This window comes from Saccharomonospora sp. NB11, assembly GCF_015910535.1.
GTDB lineage: Bacteria > Actinomycetota > Actinomycetes > Mycobacteriales > Pseudonocardiaceae > Saccharomonospora.
Window position 1 is genome coordinate 268,159 of the sequence record NZ_JACBJG010000001.1, and the last position, 26,605, is coordinate 294,763.

Here is a 26,605-nt window from a genome sequence, read left to right on the forward strand (position 1 = left end):
CAAGTACAACCAGGCCGGGTCTCGGTCCCTGTCCGCCGCCGTGCGCGGCAGCGGGCGTTCCGTCCCGTCGCGGTGGACAGTCCGACGGCCGTCCGCGGGCTGCCGCACCGCCTTGTTCAGCGTGAGCCCTCTCGGTGCGGCTGCGGCACGAGCGTCAACTCGCCCACATGGGCGGAGAGCACGTCGCGCGCCGCGTCGTCCAGTCCCTCGTCACTGATCACCGCGTCGGCCTCGGAAAGCGACGCGACCGTCGAGATGCCGGCCACGGACCATCGCGTGTGGTCGGCGAGGACGACGAGGCTCCGGCCGGTCTCCACCAGAGCCCGGTCGGCGTCGCACTCCGACAGGTTGGCCACGGTGTAACCCGCACGCTCGCTGATCCCGTACACCCCGAGGAAGACGAGGTCCGCGTGCAGGCCGCGCAGACTCTGCACGGCGAGTGGTCCCACGAGCACGTCGGAACCGCCCCGCACTCCCCCGGTCAGGATCACCACCCGGTCGGGCTGTGCGGACGAGGCGGCGATGTCGGCAACCGTGAGGGAGTTGGTGACCACGGTCAGGTTCGGCACCGGGTCCAGCACGCGGGCAAGGACGTTCGTGACCGGACCGGACGACAAGGCCACCGCCTGCCCGGGTCTCACCCGACGTGCCGCCTCGGCCGCGATGGCCTCGTGCCGTGCCCTCGCCTCCACACAGGTCTCGACGGGGGACCCGCCCGACACGCGGGTGGCGCCGCCGTACACCTTCTCGACCAGGCCACGGCCCGCCAACACGTCCAAATCCCGCCGGATGGTCATGTCGGACACACCCAGCCTGCTCACGAGGTCACTCACCCGAACCGCACCGGTGCGTCGGGTCTCCTCCAGAATGACCGCCTGTCGTTGCCGCGCCAGCACTGTCGACTCCGTTTCCGCGACCACGCCTCTATCAGAAAAGCGTACGCGAACAACCGCACTCTCGGTGATGATCACCCATACGGGGAGTGACGAGAACCCGAGCGGGGCACAGCCTTCGACGGCGTCAGCCCGTGATACCGGGAAGCCTCAGTGCCATGAGCGCGCCGCCGTCCGGCTTGTTCGACGCGTACACGGTGCCTCCGTGCCGCTCGGCCGCCTGCTTGACGATCGCCAGACCGAGTCCGGAGCCCGGCAACGTGCGGGCCTCGTTGGCGCGGTAGAAGCGGTCGAACACGTGCGGAAGGTCCTCTGCCGCGATACCCGGCCCCGAGTCGGACACCTCGATCACCGCCGTGCCGTCGCCGAGGGGCCGCAGTGCCACGTGGACCACCGAGTCCGGTGGCGAGAACTTCACGGCGTTGTCGAGCAGGTTCAGGACCGCACGTTCGAGTCCGTGGGAATCCCCGATCAGCACCCACGGTCGCAGGTCCGTCCGGAACTCGATGGTGCCGGCTCGGCGTCGAGCCCGGTCGAGTGCGCGCTCGACCACCTCGACGAGATCGACGCGCTCCGTCGTCTCCGTGGCGCTGTCCTCGCGCGAGAGTTCGGTGAGGTCGCCGATGAGCTGGGTGACCTCGTCGAGCTGTGCCCGGATGTCCGCCTCGATGTCGGCGCGATCCCGAGCGGACAACGTCGGAGCGCCCTCCCGGCTCGCCGCCAGCAGAAGCTCGAAGTTCGTGCGCAGCGAAGTCAGCGGCGTTCGCAGCTCGTGGCCCGCGTCGGCAACGAGTCGGCGCTGACGGTCTCTCGACTCGGCAACCGCGGCCAACATCGTGTTGAAGCTCTGGGTCATCCGGGCGAGTTCGTCGTCACCGCTCACGGGAATCGGCCGCAGATCCATGGTGCGCGTGACCCGCTCCGTCGCGGAGGTCAGGCGCTCCACAGGTCTCAGACCTGCGCGAGCCACGGCCGTACCCGCAGCAGCGGCCACCAGGATTCCCGCGCCGCCGAAGAACAGCAGCACCAGAGCCAGTTCACCGAGTGTTCGTTTCGTCGGTGCGAGCGACTGCGCAAGCACCAACGCCACGCCGTTGCCCGCAGGCAGTGCCACGACCCGCATGTCGGTCTTCTCGTCGGTCCGCAGCGAGGACTCGCTGGAGCCGTCGGCGACGGCGAGTTCGCTGCGGCCCCACGGTGGCGGTGTCCCCGCGCGTGGATAGACGAGCCCGCCCTGCGCCGTGAGGAGCCCGATGTGGACGTCACTGCTCGCCAGAAACGCACCCGGCACGGACTGCAGCCGATTCTCGACCGACGGGCTCCGCACAGCCGCCTGGGCGCGGTTCACGAGGTTCTCGTCGAACTCGGCGTAGAGGTTGCGATGCACGGTGACGTAGGCGCCCAGGGACACCAACGCCACCGTGCAGCCCACGCAGACGGCGGCGAGCAATGACACGCGCGCCCGCAATGAGAAGCGCCTGCGTCGTGGAGGTGCGTCCGGAGCCGTCGTCACGGCGGTGTCTCCCGCAGCACGTAACCGACACCGCGCACCGTGTGGATCAGTCGCGGCTCCCCGCCCGCCTCGGTCTTCCGTCGCAGATAGCCGACGTAGACCTCAAGCGCATTACCGGACGTGGGGAAGTCGTAACCCCAAACCTCTTCGAGGATGCGGCTGCGAGCCAGCACGTGTTTCGGCCGCGACATGAAGAGTTCGAGCAGCGAGAACTCGGTTCGGGTGAGGCTGATCGGCCGCCCTCCGCGCGACACCTCCCGCGTGTTCGGGTTCAACGTGAGGTCGGCGAACGTGAGCACGTCATCGTCGCCTCCGGTCCCGCCCTGGCCCGCCCGACGCAGCAACGCCCGCAACCGCGCCAGCAGTTCCTCCAACGCGAACGGCTTCGGCAGGTAGTCGTCGGCCCCGGCGTCGAGTCCGGCCACCCGGTCGGAAACCGCGTCCCGCGCCGTCAACACGAGAATCGGCAGGTCGTCACCGACTCCCCGGAGCCGACGCGCGACTTCGAGGCCGTCGAGACGCGGCATCATGACGTCGAGCACCATGGCGTCGGGACGATCGGTGGCCACCTTCTCCAGTGCCTGGGCTCCGTCGCCGGCGAGCTCCACCTGGTAGCCGTTGAACTCCAGCGAACGCCGCAGCGACTCCCGGACAGCCCGGTCGTCGTCCACAACGAGAATGCGCATGGGTCCAGTCTGGCCCCGACGGCTGAGAAGCTCCTTAACGACGTCCTCAGTCCACGAGACCACCGCGGTAGGCCAGGAGCGCCGCCTGCACCCGGTTCGCCGCGCCGATCTTGGACAGCACCGCGGACACGTAGCCCTTCACGGTCGCCTCCGACAGATGCAGCCGACTCCCGATCTCGGCGTTCGACAAACCCTGCCCGATCAGTGTCACCACCTCGCGTTCCCGCTCGGACAACGACGCGATCAGCTCACGCGCCGGTGCTGACGCACGCTGCCCGTCGCGATGCGCGTTGACCATGCGCGCCGCCACGCCGGGATCGAGCACCGCACCGCCACGAGCGAGGTCGCGGATGGCGCGCACGAGCATGGCGGGCTCGATGTCCTTCAGCAGGAAGCCGTTGGCCCCGAAGCGGAGCGCGAGGCTCACGTACTCGTCGATGTCGAAGGTCGTCAACATGGCGACGACCGGAGGGTTCGGCAAGGTCTGGATGGCCCGCAGGGCACGGATGCCGTCGTCAGGAGTACGCATCCGGATGTCGAGCAACGCGACGTCCGGGTGGAACCGCCGCACCGCCTCGACCGCCGTTCTGCCGTCAGCAGCCTCGCCCGCCACCTCGATGTCTGAAGCAGGCGCCACCATCGCGCGCAGCCCCGACCGGACCAGCTCCTCGTCGTCGGCGAACATCACCTTGATCAACAGCGCCTCCGGCAGCCGACGGAGCGCGTCACGCGCCCAGTCACAATGCGGTTACTGATAAGTAGTGGAGGTATTACAGTGAGCGGCCCGCGTTCCGTCAAGGTCCCACTCACAGCGTGGACCGACGGAGGCGCTAAGGTATGCGTAGAGTCGAGAACTCACAAGCCCTCGTAGCTCAGGGGATAGAGCACCGCTCTCCTAAAGCGGGTGTCGGAGGTTCGAATCCTCCCGGGGGCGCAAACCCCCTGGTCACGAGCCGACCAGGGGAGCTACGCCGAACCTCCCCACGTTTAACCCTCGATATTCGCGGGTCCGGTCCGTGGCCGCTCAGCGAGAGCCAGCCCCGCATCCTCGCCGACGACACCACGCTCCATGTAGTCCTCTTGCGTCGTGCTGATGCGTTCATGACCGAGGTAGTCGGCGATCTCCCGAGCCGTGAGCCCGGCGTCGTCGAGCACACCCGCGACGTAGTGACGGAAGTCGTGCGGATGCAGGCCCTCGAACGCCGTCCCGGCGACGACCTGGCGGATGCGCGCCCGCGTGTTGTCCGGGTCTCGCAAGGTCCCCGTCGCGGAGGGGAACACCCACGGTGACTCCGTCTCAGCGTGCCGTCGCTTCAGGATGTCCATGACCCACGCCGGCGGGCGGATGGTGCGCATCCCCGCGCGGCTCTTGGTGTGGTCCTGCACGAACAGGCCCCTGCCGGTGACGCGGATGACCGTGCCGTGGAACCGGATGGTGCCGGCGTCGAAGTCGACCGAGCTGTCCCAGTTCAGCGCGAGCAGCTCCCCGATCCGGCAGCCAAGCCCCGAGAGCACATCCACCATGTCGACCAGATCCCAGCGTGCAGCCTTCTCCGAGGCATGGAAGAGCGCCAAGACAGCACCAATGGTGCGCGCGTTGACCAGGCGTTCCTTCTTGCGCTTCTTCTTGCCAAGGCCTTCGATCTCGCGAACCGGGTTCTTGTCGAGCGCGTCGTGTCGCACCGCCAGGCCGAAGATGCCAGACAGCACCACCTTGGCGTGCGAAGCCGCCCCGCGGCCCACCTGGTCGCGAATCTCGGTGATGACCCGGTTGACCGTCGAGACCCGAACATCCTGGATACGCAAAGCACCCACACGTGAAGCCAGGTAGCGACGCCAGGTGTCCACCAGCGCGATCATCCCCCGAGTACTGATCAGCGCACGCAACGGTGAAGCCGTACCGGTCAACGGCGCAGGCGACAGTGTTCGCGACTACCTACATGTCCAGGACGCCGCAGACGCCGTCATCGCCACTCTCAACACGCCCCGAACCTTCGGCCGATTCAACGTCGGCAGCGGACAGGGAGCGAGCGTCAGCGACATCATCACCACCGCGGAGAAGGTGACCAGGCGACCAATCGCCATCGAACGCAAGCCAGCCGTCGACGAGGTCAAGCACATCGTCCCGGACACCACCCGCATCCGCCAAGAACTCGACTGGCAGCCACAACACTCGGCACTCGCCGACATCATCACCGACGCCTGGCACGCATTCGAAGCCGCATGAGCCTTCTGGAGCCCACCACTGCGCGTGTGTTCAAACTTTCTTCTCTTGTTCCAAACTTTCTTCTCTTGTTCAAGGGCGGCCCCGCCGGGGCCGCCAGAAGGAAGAAGAGATGCCCTCGCCGGGCGGGCAGGTCTCCGGGATGGCCGGGACCATCACGCACGTTGCGGTTCGGTGGTGGTCCGGTAGGTGTTCCATCCCGTCCGACCTCCCAGAGGGCTATCACGCCGCGTCAAGGGGGCAAGCCTGGCAACGTCAGCCGCCGGTCAACGAGGAAGGTTGCCCCCTTGACACAGCGTGATCGGGCTACGCCAGGTCAGACGGGATGGAACACCAAGCCACCCGCGTGCGTGGCGCTCCCGGTACAACTCCGGTACAGGCGGCAGCGACGACCAACGCGAAACGACGGCAACCGACGAGCACCAACACGCAGGTCAGAGGCCTTCACCGCGACATCACCCCAGGCCGGACGCAGTTCACCAACAACCGCTGGTGCTGAGTCCACCCATCAGCACCAGCACGGGGCACATTGGGGGCACATGGGAGGCACTAGTGACCGAAACCAACGACAACTGACCACCACCAGGCGACACATTGGGGCGCAGGTCAGCAGCCAGGAAGCAGGCAGAGGGCATGGCCGAAGCGCCCTCCTAAGGCGGTGCTTCGTGATCCTGGGGGCGGTCAAGTGATACCTATCTCTGCCACCTGTATGCGGCGCAGGACGTCACTCGGTGGCGCTAGCGTGGGCCATGTGCGAATACCAGAGTGGCAGCCGGTACTCAGAGTCAACGAGTATGGCCTGATGCTCGGCGTGGATGCTGATGGAGCATGGTCGGTCGGACACGATGAGTCGGACGCCAGGGCCGCTAGCGACGCGCTTATCGCCCTGTTGCCTCTCCTGGAACAGCCGTACACCAACGTGCAACACGCGGCAGCGCCACACGTTGCCACCGCCGGCCTGCCCCCATGGAGTCAACTGCTACGTCTTGCTCTCACGTGGACCTCCGATCACTGGCCAACCTGTGCGCTCACATGGATCGAAGACGGCTGTCCAGCACGCGAAGTGCTGGACACGCTCGCGTGGCTGAAAGATTCACGCGAGCGCGCCCAGCCCTTGCGACACCGAGCGTTGCGCCTCTGGAAAGCTGAACGCGAACGCACTCCTTGATCGTCGCCACGCTTTACCCTCGCCAATCAACGTCAAATGACGACACTCATCGCCCGAAGTTGGTAACACTGCTCTGCCTGTTCGAGCAGGTCACAGCCGATGTTGAGCCCCATCGACAGATGACGAGAGACGCGCCGCCATAAAGCGGGTGTCGGAGGTTCGAATCCTCCCGGGGGCGCATCTCCTCTGGCCACGCATTGGCCAGAACTTCATGTCGCGACTTTCCACTTTCGAATCTTGATAGTGGCCCTCCCCGCGTGACCGAGCAGCCGCGGGGCCCAGTCCGGCACCGACCGCCCGAGCGCTTCTCCGCTGCGGGGCCGATGCACTCCCGGCCGACGACCGACGCCTCCCACAGGGCCCCAGGGTCGGCTTCCTCCAGCGACGTACCCGACCTCCAACGGACGAACCCAACATCGCCCGAGCACACCCACGGCGTGGCGCGAGGTGACACGCCCGGAAGGCTTACGCCGCCGTAATCAGTCCGCGTGCGCCTCAGGTGGCGGCCAGGTGTCGCCTTCGACGAAGTGCTTCGCCCAGTAATGCGGGTTCAGCTCCGCCAGCGTGCGCACGCTCCACCCGTTCGGCGCAGTGGGGTCCTCGACACCGACCTGCACGTGTGGCCCCCACAGGGCGAGGCGTTCCTGGCAGATGCCGCACGGGGCGAGCACCGTGATCGCGCCGTCGTTGCCCCAGCTACTCACGAACACCGACGCCGTGATGGCCACGCCCAGCGTGTACGCCTGGCAGATCGCGCCCGTCTCCGCACACAGTGACGCCGCCGCGTTGAGGTTGTCGAGCGCCACGCTGGTGAGGATTCGACCGTCCTCCAGGTAGACCGCTGCGGCTTCGGTGCGGTCGCGGCGACGCATCTGCTCGACCGCCGCGTCCACGAGTCGTTGATCGAGCTTCACGCCGTCAACCTACCGACTTCCATCGCGCCGCCCGACGGATTTTCACCTCCGGTCAGCCGTGTGCGGCGATCTGGATGAGGTTGCCGCACGTGTCGTCGAAGACGGCGGTGGTCACGCCACCCATCCGCAACGGCGCTTGCGTGAAACGCACGCCCTGCGCGGTGAGCCGCTCGACCTCCTCCTCCACGTTCGACACGGCGAACGAGGCGGCCGGGATGCCGTCGGCCACGAGTGCGTCCTTGTACGGCCGCACCGCGGGATGACCGTCCGGTTCCAGCAACAGCTCCGTGCCGTCCGGTTCCTCCGGCGACACGACCGTCAACCAACGGGCGTCGCCGAGCGGCATGTCGTGCTTCGTCACGAAGCCCAACGTCTGGGTGTAGAAGCGGTGCGCCTTCTCCTGATCGTCCACGAAGACGCTGGTGATGTTGATTCTCACGGTGTCGTCCTTCCGCCGTCCGCCACCGGCCAGCGGTCGGTGATGGCTCGCAGTGGTGTCGTGTCGAGCCAGTGGAACTTGCTGCGCCCCTCCTTGCGCGTGGTGATCAGACCCGCTTCCTCCAGGATGGCGAGATGTTGGGAAATCGCCTGTCGCGACGAAGTCAGGCCGTGTTTGCTGGTGAGCCGCGCGCACAGTTCGAACAGGGTCTGGCCGTCACGCTCCGTCAACTCGTCGAGCACCGCCCGACGAGTCGGATCGGCGAGCGCCTTGAACACGTCACTCACCACACCCACCATAGGCAAGTATTCACTTGCCTGTCGAGGCTCCCGATGCTGCGCGACGCCGTGTGATCGCACGCGCCACTGCGTCGCTTTCGCGATGACGCTCGCCGCGATCGGCCGTCACGGCTGCCGGAACGGAAGCAGGTCTCCGGTCCCGCGGCGACGGCACCGCTGACGCGCTCGGGACGCGCATCGTCGGCCCCCACTCGTAGCGTGGTGGGCATGGACCTCGTTCTCGTTCCCGGGTTCTGGTTGGACGGCGCGTCGTGGGGTGACGTCGCCGAGCTGCTCGGACGCGCCGGGCATCGTGTGCACGCCGTCACGCTGCCGGGGCTCGAATCCCTCGACGCCGATCGCCGGGGCATCACGTTGCAGGACCACGTCGATGCCGTCGTCGACGTCGTGGACCGCTGCACCGGCGACGTCGTGCTGGTCGGGCACTCGGGAGGCGGCGCCATCACGTACGCGGTCGCCGACGCCCGGCCCGACCGCGTGGCACGGGTCGTCTACGTCGACTCGGCTCCGCTTCCCGCAGGACGCCCCATCAACGACGACCTCCCGGTCGTCGACGGCGAGATTCCGCTGCCGGACTGGTCGTACTTCACCGACGCCGACCTGCGTGACCTCGACGAGCCGTTGCGGCAGGCGTTCCGCGCCCGGGCGCTCCCCGAGCCCGCGCGCGTCGCCTACGACGGACTCGTACTGCACGACGAACGGCGTCACGACGTGCCCGCCACGGTCGTGTGCTGCGAGTTCTCCAGCGAGTTGCTACGCGGGTGGCTGGCGGAGGGGCATCCGATGGTCGCGGAACTCGCCGAGGTCAGGGACGTCGAACTCGTCGACCTGCCCACCGGACACTGGCCGCAGTTCACGAAGCCGACGCAGCTCGCGGACGTCGTGCTCCGCGCCGTGGAAGCGCACCGTGTGCCCTGAGACTGTCCGACCCGGGTGGCAGCATCGGCCCATGCCGGACCACTCCCCGCACGACCGCCCCATGCCACCCCTCGCCGCCGACGAACGCACGATGGCGGAAGGGTGGCTCGACTTCTACCGCGCCACACTGGCGCTCAAGTGTGCCGAGCTGTCGACCGAGCAGCTTCGGACCGCCTCGGTACCGCCGTCGTCGCTGACGTTACTGGGACTGGTGCAGCACATGACCGACGTGGAGCGCCACTGGTTCCGCCAGGTTCTCCACGGCGAGGATCTGCCGCGTGTCTACGGCAGTCACGACGGCGCCTTCGACGTCGCCGCCGACGTGTCGCCGGCCGAGGCGCTGGCCGCGTGGGAGGACGAGGTCGCCGTCGCGCGGAGGAACTGCCGGGCGCACTCGCTCGACGAGCTCCGACCGTTTCCCCACGGCGGCGAGGTGTCGCTGCGGTGGATCTACACTCACATGGTCGGTGAGTACGCCCGCCACTGTGGACACGCCGATTTGATCCGGGAACGCATCGACGGCATCACCGGGGTGTGACAGGCCGCGCTCAGCGCGTCGCCATGCTCTCCAGTTCCCGGCAGCGTCGGCTCAACGCCTCGATCTTCGCGGTGAGCTGTTCCGCCTCCCGTTCGTCGAGGTCGGAACGGACGGCCTGCTCGCCCAGCCGCGTGTACTGCGACACGACCGACCGGTAGTGCTGCCGGAACTTCCGTCGCCGCGCCGCCGTCGACACGTCGTCGTGGAGCCGGTCGAGGTCGATGATCTGTTGCGCGAGGTGCGCCGCCGCGGCACTCAACCGCGATCGGGCGTCGCCGGCCGCCTCGCGCTGCGCGGCCCGACGCGCGGCCACCCGGCCCACCCGGCGGGCACCGACGTACGCGACGGCCGTGCCGACCACCACGGCGAGCAGGGTCGCCGCGGCGACGACGTACCGTCCGATCGGTGCGTCGATCTGCCGGGAACCGTCAGGCTGATGACCGCTGCCGACCAGCAGGTCGTAATTCACGACCACGACCTTCAACGCCTCCAGCGGCCGGTCCACGAACTGGTCGACCCCATTGGCGATCATGGACTCCACGACGACGCTCTTGCCGAAGTTCTCCTCGTACGCGCCGGGGAAATGACTACAGGCCCAGGTTCCGTACTCGTCGTCGCGCTGGCTGAGCACCAGCATCAGTGTGTTCGCCGCGGCGTTCCAGTGGCCTTCGCACCGCTCGTCGAGGGCGTCGCGGTCGGCTCCCGGTTCGAGCATGATCACGACGAGCTTGCGATCGCCGATGATGCGCTCGGCCGCCTCGCGGTCCACGTCCACCTCGGGCGCGGCGTAGAAGGAGGACGTGCGGACGTGGCTTTCGACCTCGTCGTCGAAGAAGCCGCCCGTCCACGCCGACCAGCCCAGAACACCGAGACACAGCAGCGCGATCAGCAGGATCGGCCGCTTCGCGACAGGGATGCGTCGGGTCATGCGATCCTGCTCCGCAAGTAGACGTCGGGGGCGTAGTCGGGGCGGCCGAGCGAGTCGGCGACGGAGGCGAGTTCGCGCTCGGCATCGTCCAGAAGGGACTGGACGTGCGACTCGCCCAGATTGCTGTCCTCGGCTTCCCTGGCCGAGGACAGGGTCGCGATGGCCCGCACCAGTGCCGGGTCGGTGTCGCGGCCCGACAGTCCGGAGACCTCGATCGACAACGCGGTGAGCCCGGCCAGTCGAGCCGAGGGACTCTTCGGGCGGGTGGCGTCGCCGAGAACGGGTCGCAGCGACGTGGTCACGAACGCCGCCACGCACAGCAGGAACACCAACGGCAGTGCCAGCAACGCGGTCGGCATCGGGTCGAACGGCTCCGGTGGCGTCGGCCTGCCGAACACGCCCGAGAACCGCAAATCGCCCACGCGGTTCAGGTAGGCGTACAGGATGTTGTCCTGCGGGTAGTCGTACCGGCTGAGCCTGCTGCCGAACTGCGCGTAGAAACTCGTCGCCGCCACCTCGGCGAACTCGTCGCGGTGCGGGCCGTCGTACTCGACCCACGACCCGTACACGACGACGATCGGGGTGTCGGGGAAGACCTCGGCGAGCGCGGGGCCGTACCGGGCGACGGGCTCACCGCGCGGCTGCTGCGGCAGCGCGACCACCAGGAGGTCCTGGTCGGGGAACGCGCCGCGGGCGGAGTCTTCCGGCACCTCGCCGAGCGTGGCTCCCTCCGCGACGTGGACACCGGTGTCGCGCAGGTCGGCGACCACCGTGGCCAGCTCGGACTCGGTGGGCTCCCGCCACGCGAAGTCGCTCTCCACCTGCTCTCTCGGCACTTCGCGCAGGGCCTGGACCAATGTGACCAGCTCGCTCGTCACGTCGCCGATCGCGAACTGGTCGCGCCAGTCCGACAGCTCGTCGCCGACCACCTCGAACCCGCCGCCGGACACCCGGGTTCCCTGCACGACGATGTCGGCGTTCTCCACGTCGTTGACCCGGTCGCGCTCGGCCTCGTCCAGACCGGGCGGGACCACGAGCAGCCGGTATCCGGCGTCGCCGATCGCCTCCCGCACCCGATCCTCGTCCCAGACGGCGATCGAGCCCGGCAACCGCACCACGGGTCGTTCGTCGAGCAGCGCGGTCATCTCCTCGACCGAAGGGACACCGTGGTCGCTGAGTTCCCCGGCGCTGCCCTCGGCCAACTTCGTCGTCGACGTGTTGGCGTAGCTGGCGTCGGGCCGGTCGGGTTGGGCCTCGACGAACACGACGAGCGCGACGGCGGCGAGCACGAGCGCGCCCCAGCGGCTCAACGTCCGTCGGTGTGCCGTGGCCTCGGCTCGGGTGTGGTGGTCAGACATCGGCGGCCTCCCGCCACAGTCGGTCGGCCTCCGTGGCACAGTCCGCCGCCGCGCGCGCTGCAGCGCTGCCGCCACCGTCGGCCGCCAGGTGCCGGGCGCGGGCGAGCAGCCGTTCGGCCTCCGGCACGGCGGCCGAAGTGGCGTCGCGACTCACTTCCGCACGGGTGATCGCCGCCCGCGCAGTCGACCACTCCACCGCCGCGGCCCGTCGACGAGCCCGCCGACGAGGTACGTAGGCGGCGGCGAAGCCTGCGCAGAGCAGAGCGGCACCACCGAGGGACCAGACCCACCACGTCCAGGACATGCACCGATCGCTTTCTCTCTCGAGGCGAAGTGCCGTCGCTCTCACAACCTCCGAACGGACCCGAACTCGCCGGAAACGCCGTCGATCACGCCGTATCCTTCCCGACACCGCCCCGCGGAGGGAAGGCCACTTCGACGAACCGAGTCAGCGTTTGTCGTAGGTGAGCACGGCGACGCCGCTGCGGTAGTGCCGGACGTCGGTGAGGTCGTAGCGCTCCGGCCGGAAACTCGCGCCGTGGAACAACGGGATGCCGTCGCCCGCGACGATCGGCTGCAACTTGACGATCAGCCGGTCGATCTCGTCGCGCAGCGTGGTGGCGAGCCTGCCGCCGCCGCACAACCAGATGTCCATCCCCTCCTGCTGCTTGAGCGCGCGCACCGTGGCGACCGGGTCGGTACGCACCAGTTCGACCGTCGGGTCCGGACTCTCCGTCATCGTCGTGGAGAACACGATGCTGCGCAGATGCCGGTAGGCGTTGGTGATGCCGTGTCGCAACCCGATCTCGTAGGACCCTCTCCCCTGCAACACGGTGTCGAAATGCCGATTGGGCACGTCCTCCAGGCCGAGCATCGAGCGCACGTGCGTGGGGTGCATGTCGGGGAACTCCCGACGCAACGGCTCGGCGTGGTCTCCCTCCAGCACGAACCACGGCGACGGGTCGTCGTTGGCAGGGCCGGCGATATAGCCGTCGATCGTCTGGGCCACGAGGTAGGTCAGTTTTCGCATGGGCGCCTCCCGCCACTTGAACCACTCCAGTTGAAGTACTTCGAGCGTAGTACTATGGACACAGTGGTTGTCAAGACGGAGAGGTGTTCGATGGTCACCAACCCACAACGCCGCACCGCCCTCGTCGACGCGGCGATCGAGGTGCTCGCCCGGGACGGCGCTCGCGGCCTGACCTTCCGCGCGGTCGACACCGAGGCGGGCGTGCCGAAGGGAACCGCGTCCAACTACTTCGCCAACCGCGACGACCTGCTGCAACAGGCAGCCGAGCGCATCCACCACCGGGTGGCCGTCGGCCCCGCCGATGCCACCGAGACCGAGCCGAAGGCGATGCTCACCCAGTTCATGCGGGTGCTGCTGCACCGCATCGCCGACGACCGCGCGGGCTGGCTCGCCCTGCTCGAACTCCGACTCGAAGCCACCCGACGGCCGGACCTGCGCACGACACTGACCACGACACTGAAGGAGAACCTGCGGCTCAACGTCGAAGGACGTCGTCAAGGCGGCCTGCCCGGCGACGACCTCACGACGGTGTTGCTGTACTACGCGATGAGCGGACTGATCCTGGAACACCTCACGCTGCCCGACGTCCTCGACGACGTCGACCTCGACGCGTTGGTGGCCGACTTCGTGGCGCGGGCGCTGCCCGCCGAGTGAGCGGCGGAGAGAACACAAAGGACGGCCGCCTCGGGAACGGTGTCCCGAGGCGGCCGTCGAGGTGTGAGCGTCGTTGCTCAGGCCTCCTTGAGGAGGAGGTACCAGGGGTTGGTCTCGGCCAGCTTGTCGAGAGTCTCCTGACCCACGAACGCCGAGAGGCCGTTGGCCGCCGTCCGCGCCGCGTCGCGAGCCATCGTGGTGTCACCCAGCAACTGCTGGATCTGCCACGGCGTGCCGATCGGAAGCGGCAACGGGGCACCGTGCGGCACCCGCTGCGGCTGCCGGTACAGCACCCGCCCCTTGCCGAGGTCCGCCGCCGGGTTCAGCACGTAGCCGTGGTCGCCGGAGGCGTAGCCGACGAGACCGTTGGCGAACGCCGCCAGGTTGGTGATCATGTTGGCGGAGTTGCAGATGCCGTCGTTCTCGTTGCAGATGTCGGCCACCGAGAGGTCGCCGAACTCGTGCGGCCCCTGCATGGTGACGTCGGGCAGGATCGTCGGGAGGTTCGTCTCGATACCACCCGCGATGCCGCCCGCACCGCCGTCGCCGAACGCCCGGCGCGGGTTCCCGTACAGCACGCCCTCGATGAGGTGATGCGGGATGTCGTTCGTCTTCGCCAAGGCTTCGAGCACGTTGCCCGCCACCAAGGCACCCTCGGAGTAACCCGAGATGACCAACCGAGTCCCCGAGCACCGGGCGTGGAAGTCCCGCACCGCGGCGTCGAGCTTACTCGTCCCGTCGGCGACCGCCTTGTCCAGCGGGTACTCGTCGACCACCGGGAACACACCGTCGTGGTAGGGCACCTGGACGATCTCCCACCCGGCGGGCGGGTTGGCGTTGAACGCCGTGTTGTTCCAGTTGGTCAGTTCCTCGCCGTGGCCATAGCCGTCGACCTCGAACACCGCCGTCTCCGGGCAGGCATTGGACGTGACGGGTTCAGCCGCTGCCTGTGCGACGGGCAGCCCGGCGAGGGTGGTGGCGGCGACGGTCGCGAGGAGCGCCGCACGCCCTTTTCTGTTTTTTGCCATCGTTCCCTCCGCGCCGTCAGGCGCTGTATCCCTTGGGTGGAATCAGTGAGGCCAGCTGGTCGAAGGTCAGCCAGTAGAACTGGTAGCCGCCGAACGACGCCGGGTCCGCGATGAGCACCGTGCGGTCGATGTCGTTGTAGCCGATCACCGTGAAGTAGTGATAGATGGTCTGGTTCGGCGGATAGCCGGGGGGCTGGTTGCCCGGAGGCGCGACGATGTTCGCGACGATCGGGTAGTTGTTGTTGATGTTGAGCACGATGTCGCGCCACAACAGGTCCTTCTGGGCCTGCGTGGGCGGATCGTTGGGCATCTCCTTGGTCTCGTACCAGCCGACGTAGTTGCTCAGCACGCGCGTGACCTGGCCGATCCAGTCGGTGCCGCCCGTGTGCGTCCCCAGCTCCGCGGCGAGGTCGGCCTGGCTGCGGTAGATGCCGCGAGCCGACAGCGCGATGCGCACGGCGGCCGGTCCACACCAGTAACCCGTTTCCTGCACCTGGTAGTCGACGTTGAGGATGACCTCACCCATCGCCCGCGGTTCCTGCGCCAGGTCGGCGGCGGCAGGTTTCGCGGTGACGGCCGGACCGGTGGCCTCGACGGCGGCACCGGCAGTGGCGGGCCCCAGCAGCGGAACGGCGAGCATGACCGTGAGCGCGGCAGCCGAAGCGGCCAGTTTTCGCTGACGCATTCCTACTCCCCTGAGTCAGAAAATGGGACTCGATGGTGCCAAGACCGGCGAGACAATATCCAGTGATCGAGCTGGCGCACCTGTGACATCGCACAGTTGCGCCAATTCTCGACTCGGCATTGCATAATTCCCGACGTTCGTATGTTGACCGGAAAAGAGCAAGATCATATCATTTCCGGGCCCGCAGTGTGCCCGGAAACCGGAAGGGGACCGTGCTCGACGTCCTCGTGCCCGACAGCGACCAGGGGCGGATCTACCGCGCCCTGACGATGCGGGGCAGATCGGATCACCAAGCGATCGCCCGCTACACCGGCCTGCCCGAGGACACGGTGCTGGAGGTCCTGCACACGCTGGCCGAGCTCGACCTGGTCGCCGCCGACGACGGCGAGCCCGCCCGCTGGGAGGCCGCTCCCCCCGACCGCGTGATGTCGTTGGCGTTGGCGGAGGAGGAAGAACGACGTGCTCGGTTGTGGCGTGCGGGAGCCGAGCTGGACCGGCTCTACCACCACGCGCACGCGGCGAGTGGACCGCTGCGGTACGTCGAGCCGATCGAGCACCCGGCGACGCTCATCATGCTCACCAACCGGCTGCAGGAGCAGGCCGCAGAGCAGGTCCGTTGGCTCGACCGCCCGCCCTACTACAGCAAGCCGCATCATTTCCGGGAGCAAGCGGAAACGCAGACGCGCAGAATGGCCGAGGGCATTCGCTATCGGACTCTCTACAGCCAGGCCGTGTACGCCGACCAACGATTGTTCACCACGATGACGCGGATGGCCGAGCTGGGGGAACGCGTGCGCGTGCTGCCCGAACTGCCGGTGAAACTCACCATCGGCGACGCGGAGTCGGCGTTACTGGTGCCCGACCCCGACCACTCCGGTCTCGAAGGCGCACTTCTGGTGCGCGCCTCCGGTTTACTCCAGGCGCTCATCGGAATTTTCGAAACACTCTGGACACTGAGTGTTCCGGTGACGGATGTGGGCGGCGAACAGGGTCTTCCGGAACAGGACCGCGCCATTCTGACGCTCATGGCCGCCGGCGCGACGGACGACACCATCGCCCGACGCCTCGACATGTCCCGACGCACCGTGGTGCGACGTATCGCCGCACTGCTCGATCGGCTGGGTGCGACGACCCGGTTCCAGGCAGGGGTCCAGGCCGCGAAGCGCGGACTGCTGTGACGCTTCGCGGCCCGGACACCCGTCGGAGCAACCGTTCGACGAGGTCCGCCGCCGCCCGCAACGCCGCGCGCTGACGCGCGACGAGGGCAGGGCTGATCGGCCGTCGACGCGAGCGACGGCGGCTGCGGGATTCGACTCAGTGGTAGAGCTGCCAGGCCATGGCGGCGACCCTCAACAACGGAAGCGCTGCCCGTTCGACCGAATCCTTCGACCGAATTCTTTGTCACCGGGCCCGCCACCTGTCAGTCTGCGGGACATGCGTGGCTACCTCGGCGTCGACATCGGTACCTCCAGCAGCAAGGGCGTGCTGGTGACGGGAGACGGACGACTGGTGCGCACCGCCGTCCGCGAGCACACGGTGCAGCGCCCCGCTCCCGGTCACGTGGAGATGGACGCGGAGGTCTGGTGGCGCGAGTTCGTGGAGCTGGCCGAGGAACTCACCGCCCCCGGTGACGTCGACGTGGCGGCGGTGGGTGTCAGCGGCATGGGTCCATGCGTGTTGGTGACCGACGCCGACGGCACCCCGCTGCGCCCGGCGATCCTCTACGGCGTCGACACGCGCGCGGGCGCACAGATCGAGGCGTTGAACGACGAACTCGGCGCGGACGCGATCCTCGCCCGATGCGGCTCGATGTTGTCGAGCCAAGCGGTGGGCCCGAAACTACGCTGGCTCGCCGACCACGAGCCCGAGCGCTACGCGCGCGCTCGCCGCCTGTTCGTCCCCAGCTCGTGGCTCGTCCACCGGCTCACGGGCGAGTACGTGCTCGACTTCCACTCCGCCAGCCAGTGCACGCCGTTGTTCGACACCGTGGACGCCGCCTGGTACGAACCGTGGACCCGACACGTCTGCCCGGACCTGGAGCTGCCGCCACTGCGCTGGCCCGGCGAGAGGGCGGGCGTGACGACACGTGCGGTGGCGGGAATCCCGGCGGGCGTGCCCGTGATCACGGGCACCATCGACGCGTGGTCGGAAGCGGTGAGCGTCGACGCGCAGAACCCCGGCGACCTCATGATCATGTACGGGACGACGCTCTTTCTGATCAACACCATGCGCGAGCGGCTGACGACGCCCGCCATGTGGGGCACGCTGGGCGCTCTGCCGGGCACCCGGAACCTCGCGGGCGGGATGGCCACCTCCGGCGCGATCACGTCGTGGCTGCGGGACCTCACGGGCGGCCCCGACTACGCGACCATGCTGGCCGAGGCTCGCGAGTCGGGCGCGGGAGCGAACGGGCTCCTGGTGTTGCCGTACTTCGCCGGGGAACGCACGCCGATCTTCGATCCGGACGCCCGGGGCGTGATCGCCGGGCTGACCGTGAGCCACACGCGCGGCGACGTGTACCGCGCGGTGCTGGAGGCCACGGCGTTCGCGGTGCGACACAACGTCGAGGCGTTGCGCGAGGTGGGGTCGGACATCACGCGGGTGGTCGCCGTCGGTGGTGGCACCCAGGGCGGGCTGTGGACCCAGATCGTCACCGATGTCACCGGACTGCCACAGCTCGTGCCGAGCGTGACCGTCGGAGCGAGCTACGGTGCCGCGTTCCTCGCCGCCGGACTGGTGGAGTCCGTGAGCATGACCGACTGGAACCCGCCCGCCCACGTGTGCGAACCGAATCCCGACGTCCGCGAGATCCACGACGCGTTCTACGCGCAGTACCGCGCGCTGTATCCGGCGAGCCGCGCCGTGCAGCACGCCCTCGCCGAACAACAGCGACTCCTGACCGCGCGGGCGACGCGACCGGCAGGGACGTGACCGGACGATCACGTCCGGTAGGGTCCGTTTCAGTCACCTGACTGAAACGGACCGTGTCGCGCTCCCAGGAGATTCGCCTCATGTCGATGTCCCAGCACCCGTGGCTCCCCGACGACCTCGACGTCGACGTCGACGCCCTGAGGGAGCGCTACCGCCGGGAACGCGATCGGCGAATCCGTCCCGACGGCGCCACGCAGTACCAGCGAGCGGAGGGCCGGTTCGGCTACTACGCCGAGGACCCCTACGTCGAACCGGGCTTCACCCGGGAGCCGCTGCGGGACCGGGTGGACGCCGTCGTGATCGGCGGCGGCTTCGGCGGTCTGCTCGCGGGCGCACGACTTCGGCAGGCGGGTCTCGACCGAATCCGCATCATCGAGAAGGCGGGCGACTTCGGCGGCACGTGGTACTGGAACCGCTACCCCGGCATCCACTGCGACATCGAGTCCTACGTGTACCTGCCGTTGTTGGAGGAGGTCGGGTACGTCCCGAAGTGGAAGTACGCGCCGGGCGAGGAGATCCGGCAGCACGCGATGGCCATCGGCCGCACGTTCGACCTGTACCGGGACGCGTGCTTCCAGACCGGTGTGCGGGAGCTGCGGTGGGACGACGGCGAGTGGATCGTGCGCACCGACCGCGACGACGAGATGCGGGCGACGTACGTGGTGGTGTCGAACGGCACGCTCGACCACCCGAAGTTGCCGAAAATTCCGGGAATCGAGGACTTCGCCGGACACACCTTCCACACCAGCCGGTGGGACTACGCCTACACGGGCGGCGACGCGAACGGCAATCTGACCGGCCTGAACGACAAGCGGGTCGCGGTGATCGGCACCGGCGCCACGGCGATCCAGGTGATCCCCCACGTGGCTCGCGACGCCCGACACCTGTACGTCTTCCAGCGCACACCATCCACTGTGGACGTGCGCGGCAACCGGCGCACCGATCCGGCGTGGGCGGCGTCCCTGGAGCCGGGGTGGCACAGCCGGCGCCGTGAGAACTTCCAGGCCGTCGTCACCGGCGCCGAGGTCGACGAGGACCTCGTGAACGACGCGTGGACCGCGAGCGCCCGTGTCCTCGGCAAAATCATGTCGACCGATGTCCCCCAGGGCATGGACCCCGCCGAGTGGGACCGTGTCGAGGAACTGCTCGACTTCCACAAGATGAACCAGCTCCGCGCACGTGTCGACGAGATCGTCGAGGACCCGGCGACCGCGGAGCTGCTCAAGCCCTGGTACCGCTACGGCTGTAAGCGGCCGACCTTCAGCGACGAGTACCTGGCGACGTTCAACCGCGACAACGTCACGCTCGTGGACACTGCCGACCACGGCGGCGTCGAGCGCATCACCGAGCACACCATGGTGGTCGGTGACCGTGAGTACGAAGTGGACTGCATCGTGTTCGCCACCGGTTTCGAGGTCGGGAAGTCCGACGTGATGACCGGGCGGCTTCCGGTGTACGGCCGCGACGGCGTGCACCTGCTCCAGTCGTGGGCGACCACCGGACCGCGCACGCTGCACGGCTTCTACAGCAACGGGTTCCCCAACCTGTTCCACCTCGGTCCGATCCAGAACGCGCCGTCGGTGAACTTCACGCACGTGCTCGACGAGCAGGCGATCCACGTGGCGGCCGTCGTGGCGGAGGCCCGCAAGCGCGGCGTGAAGTGCATCGAACCGACCGTCGAGGCCGAGAACGCGTGGGTGGAGACCATCCGCGCGAACTCCCCGGACCGAGGCGAGTTCGACGCCGAGTGCACGCCGGGCTACTACAACAACGAGGGCATGTCCCGTGGCCCCCGGCAGACCTACGGCCCCGGCCCGGCGGCGTTCCAACGCCTGCTGCGCGCATGGCGCTCGGGCGACGGGATCGAGGAGGTCCTCAGCGACGGGAGGTGAACCCGGCACGCGTATCGGGCTCCGGTCCCCGACGGCGAGTCGACATGCTCGGTACCGGACGACGGTGGCAGCATTCCGCGTCACGTCGTCGAGCACCGCCACGGAATCCTTGCCTGCCCGGCCAGGTTGATCGATGGTCGACAGCGGGTAGCCACCGTGACCGGAGAAGGAGGGGACGGTGCCACACAGCGACCACCACGCGAGTCCGACGGAGCAACGACATCGCGTCGCCTCCGCAGCCGGTTGGGGCATGGCCGTGTCGGCGACGTTGCACTGCCTCACCGGCTGCGCCATCGGCGAGGTGCTCGGCATGGTGATCGGGACGGCGTTCGGTTGGAGCACCGTCCCCACGCTCGTCCTGGCCATCGTGCTGGCGTTCTTCTTCGGCTACGCCCTCAGCATGCGCGGGGTGTTGCGCGCGGGCGTCGGTCTCCGGCAGGCGTTGCGCGTGGCGCTGGCCGCCGACACCGTGTCGATCGCGGTGATGGAGGCGGTGGACAACGCTGTCCTCCTCGCCATCCCCGACGCGATGGACGCGCCGCTGGACTCACCCCTGTTCTGGGGTTCGCTCGCCGTGGCTCTCGCCGTGGCGTTCGTGGTCACCACGCCGGTGAACAAGTGGCTCATCGGCCGTGGCATGGGGCACGCCGTCGCCCACTCCTACCGCCACGGAGCCGAGCACTGACCACGTGCGGGCACAGGCCCGTCACCGCTTGACGGCCACGCCCCCGAGCATGAGGTGTTCCTCCGGCCACGGTTCGCGCGTGCGCGGACCCGACGGCCACCACTCGTCGAGCTCCACGAGCCCCGGCTCCAGCAGTTCAGCGCCGCCGAAGAACTTCTCGATCTCCTCGCGAGTGCGCCAGAAGCCGGTGTCCATGTTGGCGCTGCGGAGCTTGTCCATCAGGTCGTGCGCCTGCTTCGACCAGGCCGGGTTCTCGTCGGCGGGGTCCCAGAAGTGGGTCAGGACCACGTACGAGCCCGAGGGCAACGCATCCACGTAGTGGCGCATGACACCGACCGGGTCCTGCTCGTCGGACACATGGTGCAGCGTGCCGATCTGCATGAGCACCAGCGGTCGGTCGAGTTCGAGGTGCGCGGTGATCTCGGGGTGAGCGAGCACGTCCGCGGGCTTGGTGAGGTCGGCCTCCACGAACCGCGTGTACTCGTTCTCCTCCAGCAGAGCCCGCCCGTGCGCGTTGCAGATGGGGTCGTTGTCGACGTAGACGACCCTGGCCTCGGGGTTGCTGAACTGGGCCACCTCGTGGGTGTTCTGGACCGTGGGCAGACCGCTGCCGAGGTCGAGGAACTGGTCCATGCCCACCAGCTCGGTGAGGTAGCGCACCGCGCGCACCAGGAATCGCCGGTTCATCCAGCTCACGTCACCCTGATGCGGGGCGACCTGCTTGATCATCTCGAAGATCTGGCGGTCGACCTCGTAGTTGTCCTTGCCGCCGAGGCTCGCGTCGTAGATGCGGGCCACCGTGGGCTTGGTCGGGTCGAGCCGAGCCGACGGCGGAACTGTTCGTTCTGCGTCCTGCACTGCCTTGGGCTCCTTCCGGTGGCGAGTTGTCGATCAACACTCTGCCACCGAGCGTGTTCGATCACGTCGAGTGTGTCACTTCGGTGATCAACACGGAACCCTCTTCCCGGGGTTCCCGACCTTCGTCGAGGGGCTGCAATAGTTCGGCGATCTGTGCGCAGTCAAGTACACCACGCCGATTTTTGCGGAAACCGTGACCAAAACGTTGTGGCGAGCGTCAAGTTTGCTAGAGAGCGATCTTGGGGAGCTCGCATAGTCGCCATTGCCCCGATTCGAGTGCATCGGCCCCCCACCGGTGTTCTCATCCCCCGACATCAATGGAGTTCGCACAGAATCATGCGTGCGCATCATGTTCGGCGGGCGGCCCCCGTTGCCCTGCTCGCCTCCCTGACCCTGATTTCCACGCCCGGCATCAGCTTCGCCGACCCGGCGACCCCGGCGACGCAGCACAGCGTCCAGGCCCCGGCCCAGCAGGGCGAGAAGTCCCTCGACGAGCAGATCGCCTCCGCGGAGAAGGCCCTGGAGCGCGTGAAGAAGCAGACCGAGGACGCCCAGCGGAAGCTGGACAACACCACGTCGGTGCACGACGAGGCGAAGAAGGCCACCGCCGACGCTCGCGGTGCGCTGAACCAGGCCCGCGACGCCGTCGCCAAGGCCGAGGCCGACCTGCAGCGTGCCGAGGAGCGCCTCGACGAGGAGTCCTCCGGCTTCAGCTTCGCGGGCGTCGTCACCTCTGTGCTGGGCTTCCTCGGCTCGGACGTCACCGACTCGCTGCGTGAGGACGTCGACGACAAGAAGGACGCCGTCGACGACGCCGAGAAGGCCGTGAAGGCCGCCGAGCGCGACGAGACCAAGGCCGAGCGGGCCAAGGTGAACGCCGAGAAGGCACACGAGCAGGCTTCGGCCAAGCAGGACGAGAAGCAGTCCGCGCTGGACGAGCTGACCGAGCGCAAGCGGATCGAGAACGGTGAGGAGCCCGCCGAGGACCCGGCCGCCGGTGGTGCCGCGCTCGCGGCAGCCGAGCCGACCCCCGCTCCGGGCGTCGTGAAGCCCGCCGAGGGCACGTTCACCTCCGGCTACGGTGCCCGGTGGGGCACCACGCACTACGGCGTGGACATCGCCAACAGCATCGGCACCCCGATCCACTCCCTCATGTCGGGCACCGTCATCTCGTCCGGTCCCGCGAGCGGCTTCGGCCTGTGGGTGCGGGTGCAGCACGACAACGGCCTGATCTCCGTGTACGGCCACATCAACGAGTCGCTGGTCACGGTGGGTCAGCGCGTCGAGGCCGGCCAGCAGATCGCCACGATCGGCAACCGCGGCCAGTCCACCGGCCCGCACCTGCACCTGGAAATCCACGAGAACGGCGTCAAGATCGACCCGCTGCCCTGGCTGCAGGAGCACGGCATCGTGCTGTGATCGCCCACAGGGCAACCACGAAGGCCACCGCCACCGAGCCCCGGTGACGGTGGCCTTCGTCATGGTGCTCACAACCCGAACACGAGCCGCGCCACGAGGAAGTAGATGATGAGCCCCGTGGCGTCCACCAGCGTCGTCACCAGCGGCGCGGAGATCACGGCGGGGTCGATGCCGACGCGCTTGGCCAACAGCGGCATCGTCGACCCGATGGTGGCCGCCCACGCGCACACCGCCACGAGCGACACGGCCACGCTCCCCGCCACGGTGACGTCCACGAGCAACGAGCCGATGGCCAGCGCCACCACCGCGAGCATCAACCCGAGCACCAGGCCGACCCGGCACTCGCGCCACGCGACCCGCAGGACGTCCCGGGTGCGCACCTCGCCCACGGCCAGCGCGCGCACCGCCGCCGTCGCCGCCTGGGCGCCCGCGTTGCCGCCCGTCCCCACGAGCAGCGGGATGAACAGCGCCAGAGCCGTCACACTCGCCAGCGTGTCCTCGAAGAACTGCAAGACGTTCACCGTCAGCGTGGCCGCGAGGATGAGCAGCAGCAGCCACACGGCGCGTGAGCGCGCCAGCTCCACCACGCTCGCCGACATGTAGTGCCCCGCCCAGGGCGCCGACCCCGACTGCCGGGCGATGTCCTCGGTGTCGGCGGCCTCGATCACCTCGAACGCGTCGTCGATGGTGAGCAGACCGAGTACCCGGTTCTCGCTGTCGGTCACGGGCAGTGCGAGCACGTTGGTGTCCTGCATCAGCCGCGCCGCTTCCTCGACGTCCTCGGTGGCCTGCACCCGGGGCGTGTCGGTGGTCGCGATGTCGGCGACCTCGGTGTCGGGCGCGCTCAGGACGAGGTCGCGCAGCGACACGATGCCCTGCAGGCACCGTCGGTCGTCGACCACGGGCAGCGTGTACACCGTCTCGGCGTCACCGCCCTTGCGTCGCACGAGGGCGAGCGCCTCGTCGGCCGTCATGTGGTGGCGCACGGCCACCGTCTCCGGTGTCATGTAGCGGCCGACCGAGTGCTCCGGGTAGCCCAGCAGCGCCGCCGTCGACTCGCGTTCCCGCGGGCTCAGCCCGGCGAGCACGCGGCGCGCGAACTTCGCGGGCGCCTCCCCCACCAACCGGGCCCGGTCGTCGGGGGCCATGCGTTCGACGACGTCACGGAACGCTGGTTCCCGCAGTCCTTCCAGCACCTTGTGCTGGTCGGACGGGTCGAGTTCCTCGAACACGTCGAGCGCGCGGTCCTTGTCGAGCAGACGGAACAGCAGGACGGCGTGAACGGCGTCCGCCCTGCCGAGCTCGTCGGCGATCTCGTACGGCTGGTGTTCGTCGAGCCAGCGTTGCAGTCCGGGCAGGTCGTGGTCCCCGAGCAGGTCCCGCAGTGTGTCGGTCGGCTGTGCTGCCATGACGGCCGGTACTCCCTCCAGTTCGCCCAGCGGGATACCCCGTGAGTAAACGTGGCCGGGCGTCACGTGCGGTTCCGTTCGCCGCCGTGGGGCCTCGGCGACGACTCGACGCCCTAGGATCGCGGCGTGGGGAATCCGCAGACACTCGACGTGCTGAGCCGCGTCTTCGGCTACGACTCGTTCCGCGGTGACCAGCAGGAGGTCGTCGACCACGTGGTCGACGGCGGCGATGCGCTCGTGCTGATGCCGACCGGCGCGGGCAAGTCCCTCTGCTACCAGATCCCCGCCCTGGTACGCGACGGCGTCGGCGTGGTGATCTCGCCGCTCATCGCCCTCATGCAGGACCAGGTCGACGGCCTGCGGGCCGCCGGAGTGCGCGCGGGCTACCTGAACTCGACGCAGGACCCGGACGAACGCCGCATGGTGGAGGCGGAGTTCCTCGCCGGCCGACTCGACCTGCTCTACCTCGCGCCGGAACGGCTCCGCTCCGAGGCCACCATGCGGCTCGTCGAGCGCGGGCCGGTGTCGGTGTTCGCCATCGACGAGGCGCACTGCGTGTCGCAGTGGGGCCACGATTTCCGCCCCGACTATCTGGAACTGTCCACGCTGCACGAGCGCAGGCCGGACGTGCCGCGCATCGCGTTGACGGCCACGGCCACACCGGCGACGCGCGAGGAGATCACCGCGCGGTTGAAGCTGACCGACGCGCGGGTGTTCGTCTCCAGCTTCGACCGCCCCAACATCCAATACCGCATCGTCCCGAAGCGGGACCCGCGCAAGCAGTTGCTGGACTTCCTCCGCACCGAGCACGCGGGCGACGCGGGCATCGTCTACTGCCTCTCACGACGCTCGGTGGAGGAGACGGCCGAGTTCCTCAGCCGCAACGGCATCGAGGCGCTGCCCTACCACGCGGGGCTCGACGCGGGGACCCGCGCGCGACACCAGGCGCGGTTCCTGCGGGAGGACGGGCTCGTGGTGGTGGCCACCATCGCGTTCGGCATGGGCATCGACAAACCCGACGTGCGGTTCGTCGCGCACCTCGACCTGCCGAAGTCGGTGGAGGGCTACTACCAGGAGACGGGGCGCGCGGGACGCGACGGGCTCCCCTCGACGGCATGGCTGGCCTACGGGCTGGCGGACGTCGTGGCGCAACGTCGGCTGATCGACACCTCCGAGGGCGACGCCGCGCACCGACGACGACTGTCCTCGCACCTCGACGCCATGCTCGCGTTGTGCGAGACGGTGGACTGCCGCCGCGCCCGGCTGCTCGCCTACTTCGGTCAGCAGCTCGACGGCGAGCGGTGCGGCAACTGCGACACCTGCCTCTCCCCTCCGGAGACGTGGGACGGCACCGTGGCGGCACAGAAGTTGTTGTCCACGGTGGTCCGTCTCAAGCGGGAACGGGGACAGAAGTTCGGCGCAGGCCAGATCGTCGACATCCTGCGCGGCAAGCGCACGCCCAAGGTGACCCAGCACCGACACGACCAGCTGTCGGTCTTCGGCGTGGGCACCGATCTCGGCGAGGGCGAGTGGCGTGCGGTCGTCCGGCAACTCCTCGCGCAGGGACTGCTGGCCGTCGAGGGCGACTACGGCACGCTGGTCACCACCGACGCCTCCGACGAGGTGCTCTTCCGGGGTCGGACGGTGCCGCTGCGGCGCGACCCGGCGCGAACGGCGGTGCGCTCGTCGCGGACGACGTCGGCACGTGCCGAGACGGTGGAACTGGACGACGAGGCGAGCGCGGTGTTCGAGCGACTGCGTGCCTGGCGAGCGGCTGCCGCGAAGGAGCAGGGCGTGCCCGCCTACGTCCTCTTCCACGACGCCACGCTGCGTCAGATCGCCACGTTGCGCCCGTCCACCCGCGCCGAGCTGGGCACCGTCAACGGCGTCGGGGAGACCAAGTTGTCCCGCTACGGCGACGAGGTGCTCGGCGTCCTCACGTCCTGACCCGGACACCCCCGTAGCCGATGACGTCCCGCGCTCCGACACCCCCTCGGGCCCGGTAAAGCCGAGGTGAGCAGCGGTTTATGAATCGCCTTTAGCGATAGCGACGGTTCTCATTCATTCCATCGGGTCATTTGCGCTCGCATTCTTCGACACGCTCAGCAGGCTCGTCGCCACCACCCCGAGTGTCGC

The 26,605-nt window shown here is 68.5% G+C and carries 26 protein-coding genes and 1 tRNA gene; 11 read left to right on the forward strand and 16 right to left on the reverse strand.

Translation table 11 applies throughout. From position 1 onward, the window contains the following. Window positions 1-116: 116 nt before the first annotated feature. The 4 genes from JAV51_RS01230 to JAV51_RS01245 all read right to left on the reverse strand — a co-directional run bounded on the left by JAV51_RS01230 (window position 117) and on the right by JAV51_RS01245 (window position 3,789). On the reverse strand, window positions 117-896 hold the full coding sequence (locus JAV51_RS01230) for a DeoR/GlpR family DNA-binding transcription regulator (protein WP_197318912.1): 780 nt from the start codon (window positions 894-896) through the stop codon (window positions 117-119). Between the two features lie 124 nt (window positions 897-1,020). After that, window positions 1,021-2,406 (reverse strand): cell wall metabolism sensor histidine kinase WalK, encoded by a 1,386-nt coding sequence (locus JAV51_RS01235; RefSeq protein ID WP_197318710.1) that lies wholly within the window; start codon window positions 2,404-2,406, stop codon window positions 1,021-1,023. Next, entirely contained in the window at window positions 2,403-3,092 is a 690-nt protein-coding gene (locus tag JAV51_RS01240; protein WP_197318711.1) for a response regulator transcription factor, read from the reverse strand. Before JAV51_RS01240 ends, JAV51_RS01235 begins: the two co-directional genes overlap by 4 nt. Before the next feature lie 46 nt (window positions 3,093-3,138). Beyond that, window positions 3,139-3,789, reverse strand: a complete 651-nt coding sequence (locus JAV51_RS01245; protein WP_197318712.1) for a response regulator transcription factor — start codon at window positions 3,787-3,789, stop codon at window positions 3,139-3,141. Between the two features lie 164 nt (window positions 3,790-3,953). Between JAV51_RS01245 and JAV51_RS01250 the strand changes: the two genes are divergently transcribed. After that, a tRNA-Arg gene (locus tag JAV51_RS01250) sits at window positions 3,954-4,026 on the forward strand. Between the two features lie 53 nt (window positions 4,027-4,079). Here the strand turns inward: JAV51_RS01250 and xerC are convergent. Then, complete coding sequence (gene xerC / locus JAV51_RS20360) at window positions 4,080-4,940, reverse strand: tyrosine recombinase XerC (RefSeq protein ID WP_197318713.1); 861 nt, start codon at window positions 4,938-4,940, stop codon at window positions 4,080-4,082. Here xerC and JAV51_RS01260 point away from each other — a divergent pair. Then, on the forward strand, window positions 4,933-5,319 hold the full coding sequence (locus JAV51_RS01260; protein ID WP_307845705.1) for an NAD-dependent epimerase/dehydratase family protein: 387 nt from the start codon (window positions 4,933-4,935) through the stop codon (window positions 5,317-5,319). The genes xerC and JAV51_RS01260 overlap by 8 nt on opposite strands. A 1,644-nt stretch (window positions 5,320-6,963) precedes the next feature. On the opposite strand, the gene JAV51_RS01265 is transcribed toward JAV51_RS01260, so the two are convergent. From JAV51_RS01265 to JAV51_RS01275, 3 genes are read right to left on the reverse strand one after another with little or no spacing between them, the layout of a single operon-like run. Continuing rightward, window positions 6,964-7,398: a cytidine deaminase gene (locus tag JAV51_RS01265; RefSeq protein WP_197318714.1), complete on the reverse strand. Its 435-nt coding sequence runs from the start codon at window positions 7,396-7,398 to the stop codon at window positions 6,964-6,966. A 52-nt stretch (window positions 7,399-7,450) separates the two neighbouring features. Further along, window positions 7,451-7,837, reverse strand: a complete 387-nt coding sequence (locus tag JAV51_RS01270) for a VOC family protein (RefSeq protein WP_197318715.1) — start codon at window positions 7,835-7,837, stop codon at window positions 7,451-7,453. Beyond that, window positions 7,834-8,136, reverse strand: a complete 303-nt coding sequence (locus JAV51_RS01275; protein WP_197318913.1) for a helix-turn-helix transcriptional regulator — start codon at window positions 8,134-8,136, stop codon at window positions 7,834-7,836. The genes JAV51_RS01270 and JAV51_RS01275 overlap by 4 nt, the downstream gene beginning before the upstream one ends. A 207-nt stretch (window positions 8,137-8,343) precedes the next feature. Between JAV51_RS01275 and JAV51_RS01280 the strand changes: the two genes are divergently transcribed. Next, window positions 8,344-9,054, forward strand: a complete 711-nt coding sequence (locus JAV51_RS01280; RefSeq protein ID WP_197318716.1) for an alpha/beta fold hydrolase — start codon at window positions 8,344-8,346, stop codon at window positions 9,052-9,054. 61 nt (window positions 9,055-9,115) lie between these two features. Continuing rightward, window positions 9,116-9,592, forward strand: a complete 477-nt coding sequence (locus tag JAV51_RS01285; RefSeq protein WP_197318914.1) for a DinB family protein — start codon at window positions 9,116-9,118, stop codon at window positions 9,590-9,592. A 10-nt stretch (window positions 9,593-9,602) separates the two neighbouring features. On the opposite strand, the gene JAV51_RS20155 is transcribed toward JAV51_RS01285, so the two are convergent. From JAV51_RS20155 to JAV51_RS01305, 4 genes are all read right to left on the reverse strand, one after another. Further along, window positions 9,603-10,520, reverse strand: coding sequence for a hypothetical protein (locus JAV51_RS20155; protein WP_231641043.1), 918 nt, complete (start codon window positions 10,518-10,520; stop codon window positions 9,603-9,605). After that, window positions 10,517-11,878, reverse strand: coding sequence for a hypothetical protein (locus tag JAV51_RS01295; protein ID WP_197318717.1), 1,362 nt, complete (start codon window positions 11,876-11,878; stop codon window positions 10,517-10,519). Before JAV51_RS01295 ends, JAV51_RS20155 begins: the two co-directional genes overlap by 4 nt. Beyond that, a complete protein-coding gene (locus JAV51_RS01300; protein WP_197318718.1) occupies window positions 11,871-12,182 on the reverse strand; it encodes a DUF6403 family protein in 312 nt (103 codons plus the stop codon). The genes JAV51_RS01295 and JAV51_RS01300 overlap by 8 nt, the downstream gene beginning before the upstream one ends. 144 nt (window positions 12,183-12,326) lie before the next feature. Continuing rightward, a complete protein-coding gene (locus JAV51_RS01305) occupies window positions 12,327-12,908 on the reverse strand; it encodes a dihydrofolate reductase family protein (RefSeq protein ID WP_197318719.1) in 582 nt (193 codons plus the stop codon). Between the two features lie 90 nt (window positions 12,909-12,998). On the opposite strand from JAV51_RS01305, the gene JAV51_RS01310 reads away from it, so the two are divergent. Continuing rightward, the gene (locus JAV51_RS01310) at window positions 12,999-13,562 is read left to right on the forward strand and encodes a TetR/AcrR family transcriptional regulator (protein WP_197318720.1); all 564 of its coding nucleotides are present in this window, start codon (window positions 12,999-13,001) and stop codon (window positions 13,560-13,562) included. A 77-nt stretch (window positions 13,563-13,639) separates the two neighbouring features. Here the strand turns inward: JAV51_RS01310 and JAV51_RS01315 are convergent, their stop codons facing one another. Beyond that, window positions 13,640-14,590, reverse strand: coding sequence for a cutinase family protein (locus JAV51_RS01315; RefSeq protein ID WP_197318721.1), 951 nt, complete (start codon window positions 14,588-14,590; stop codon window positions 13,640-13,642). Between the two features lie 16 nt (window positions 14,591-14,606). Beyond that, complete coding sequence (locus tag JAV51_RS01320) at window positions 14,607-15,275, reverse strand: C39 family peptidase (protein ID WP_197318722.1); 669 nt, start codon at window positions 15,273-15,275, stop codon at window positions 14,607-14,609. Between the two features lie 212 nt (window positions 15,276-15,487). Here JAV51_RS01320 and JAV51_RS01325 point away from each other — a divergent pair, with 212 nt between their 5' ends. The 4 genes from JAV51_RS01325 to JAV51_RS01340 all read left to right on the forward strand — a co-directional run bounded on the left by JAV51_RS01325 (window position 15,488) and on the right by JAV51_RS01340 (window position 20,783). Beyond that, window positions 15,488-16,453, forward strand: a complete 966-nt coding sequence (locus JAV51_RS01325; protein WP_197318723.1) for a helix-turn-helix domain-containing protein — start codon at window positions 15,488-15,490, stop codon at window positions 16,451-16,453. A 256-nt stretch (window positions 16,454-16,709) separates the two neighbouring features. After that, on the forward strand, window positions 16,710-18,206 hold the full coding sequence (locus tag JAV51_RS01330) for an FGGY-family carbohydrate kinase (RefSeq protein WP_197318724.1): 1,497 nt from the start codon (window positions 16,710-16,712) through the stop codon (window positions 18,204-18,206). An 80-nt stretch (window positions 18,207-18,286) separates the two neighbouring features. After that, window positions 18,287-20,098: an NAD(P)/FAD-dependent oxidoreductase gene (locus tag JAV51_RS01335; RefSeq protein ID WP_197318725.1), complete on the forward strand. Its 1,812-nt coding sequence runs from the start codon at window positions 18,287-18,289 to the stop codon at window positions 20,096-20,098. Between the two features lie 250 nt (window positions 20,099-20,348). Continuing rightward, window positions 20,349-20,783 (forward strand): DUF4396 domain-containing protein, encoded by a 435-nt coding sequence (locus JAV51_RS01340; protein WP_197318916.1) that lies wholly within the window; start codon window positions 20,349-20,351, stop codon window positions 20,781-20,783. A 21-nt stretch (window positions 20,784-20,804) separates the two neighbouring features. On the opposite strand, the gene JAV51_RS01345 is transcribed toward JAV51_RS01340, so the two are convergent. Beyond that, complete coding sequence (locus JAV51_RS01345; protein ID WP_197318726.1) at window positions 20,805-21,641, reverse strand: SAM-dependent methyltransferase; 837 nt, start codon at window positions 21,639-21,641, stop codon at window positions 20,805-20,807. Between the two features lie 336 nt (window positions 21,642-21,977). Here JAV51_RS01345 and JAV51_RS01350 point away from each other — a divergent pair, with 336 nt between their 5' ends. Beyond that, window positions 21,978-23,060 carry a M23 family metallopeptidase gene (locus tag JAV51_RS01350; protein ID WP_197318727.1) on the forward strand — a complete coding sequence of 361 codons (1,083 nt, stop codon included), beginning with the start codon at window positions 21,978-21,980 and terminating at the stop codon, window positions 23,058-23,060. Window positions 23,061-23,128: 68 nt separating this feature from the next. On the opposite strand, the gene mgtE is transcribed toward JAV51_RS01350, so the two are convergent. Further along, the gene (gene mgtE / locus JAV51_RS01355) at window positions 23,129-24,469 is read right to left on the reverse strand and encodes a magnesium transporter (protein ID WP_197318728.1); all 1,341 of its coding nucleotides are present in this window, start codon (window positions 24,467-24,469) and stop codon (window positions 23,129-23,131) included. Between the two features lie 126 nt (window positions 24,470-24,595). On the opposite strand from mgtE, the gene recQ reads away from it, so the two are divergent. After that, on the forward strand, window positions 24,596-26,416 hold the full coding sequence (recQ, locus tag JAV51_RS01360) for a DNA helicase RecQ (RefSeq protein WP_197318729.1): 1,821 nt from the start codon (window positions 24,596-24,598) through the stop codon (window positions 26,414-26,416). Window positions 26,417-26,605: the final 189 nt, after the last annotated feature.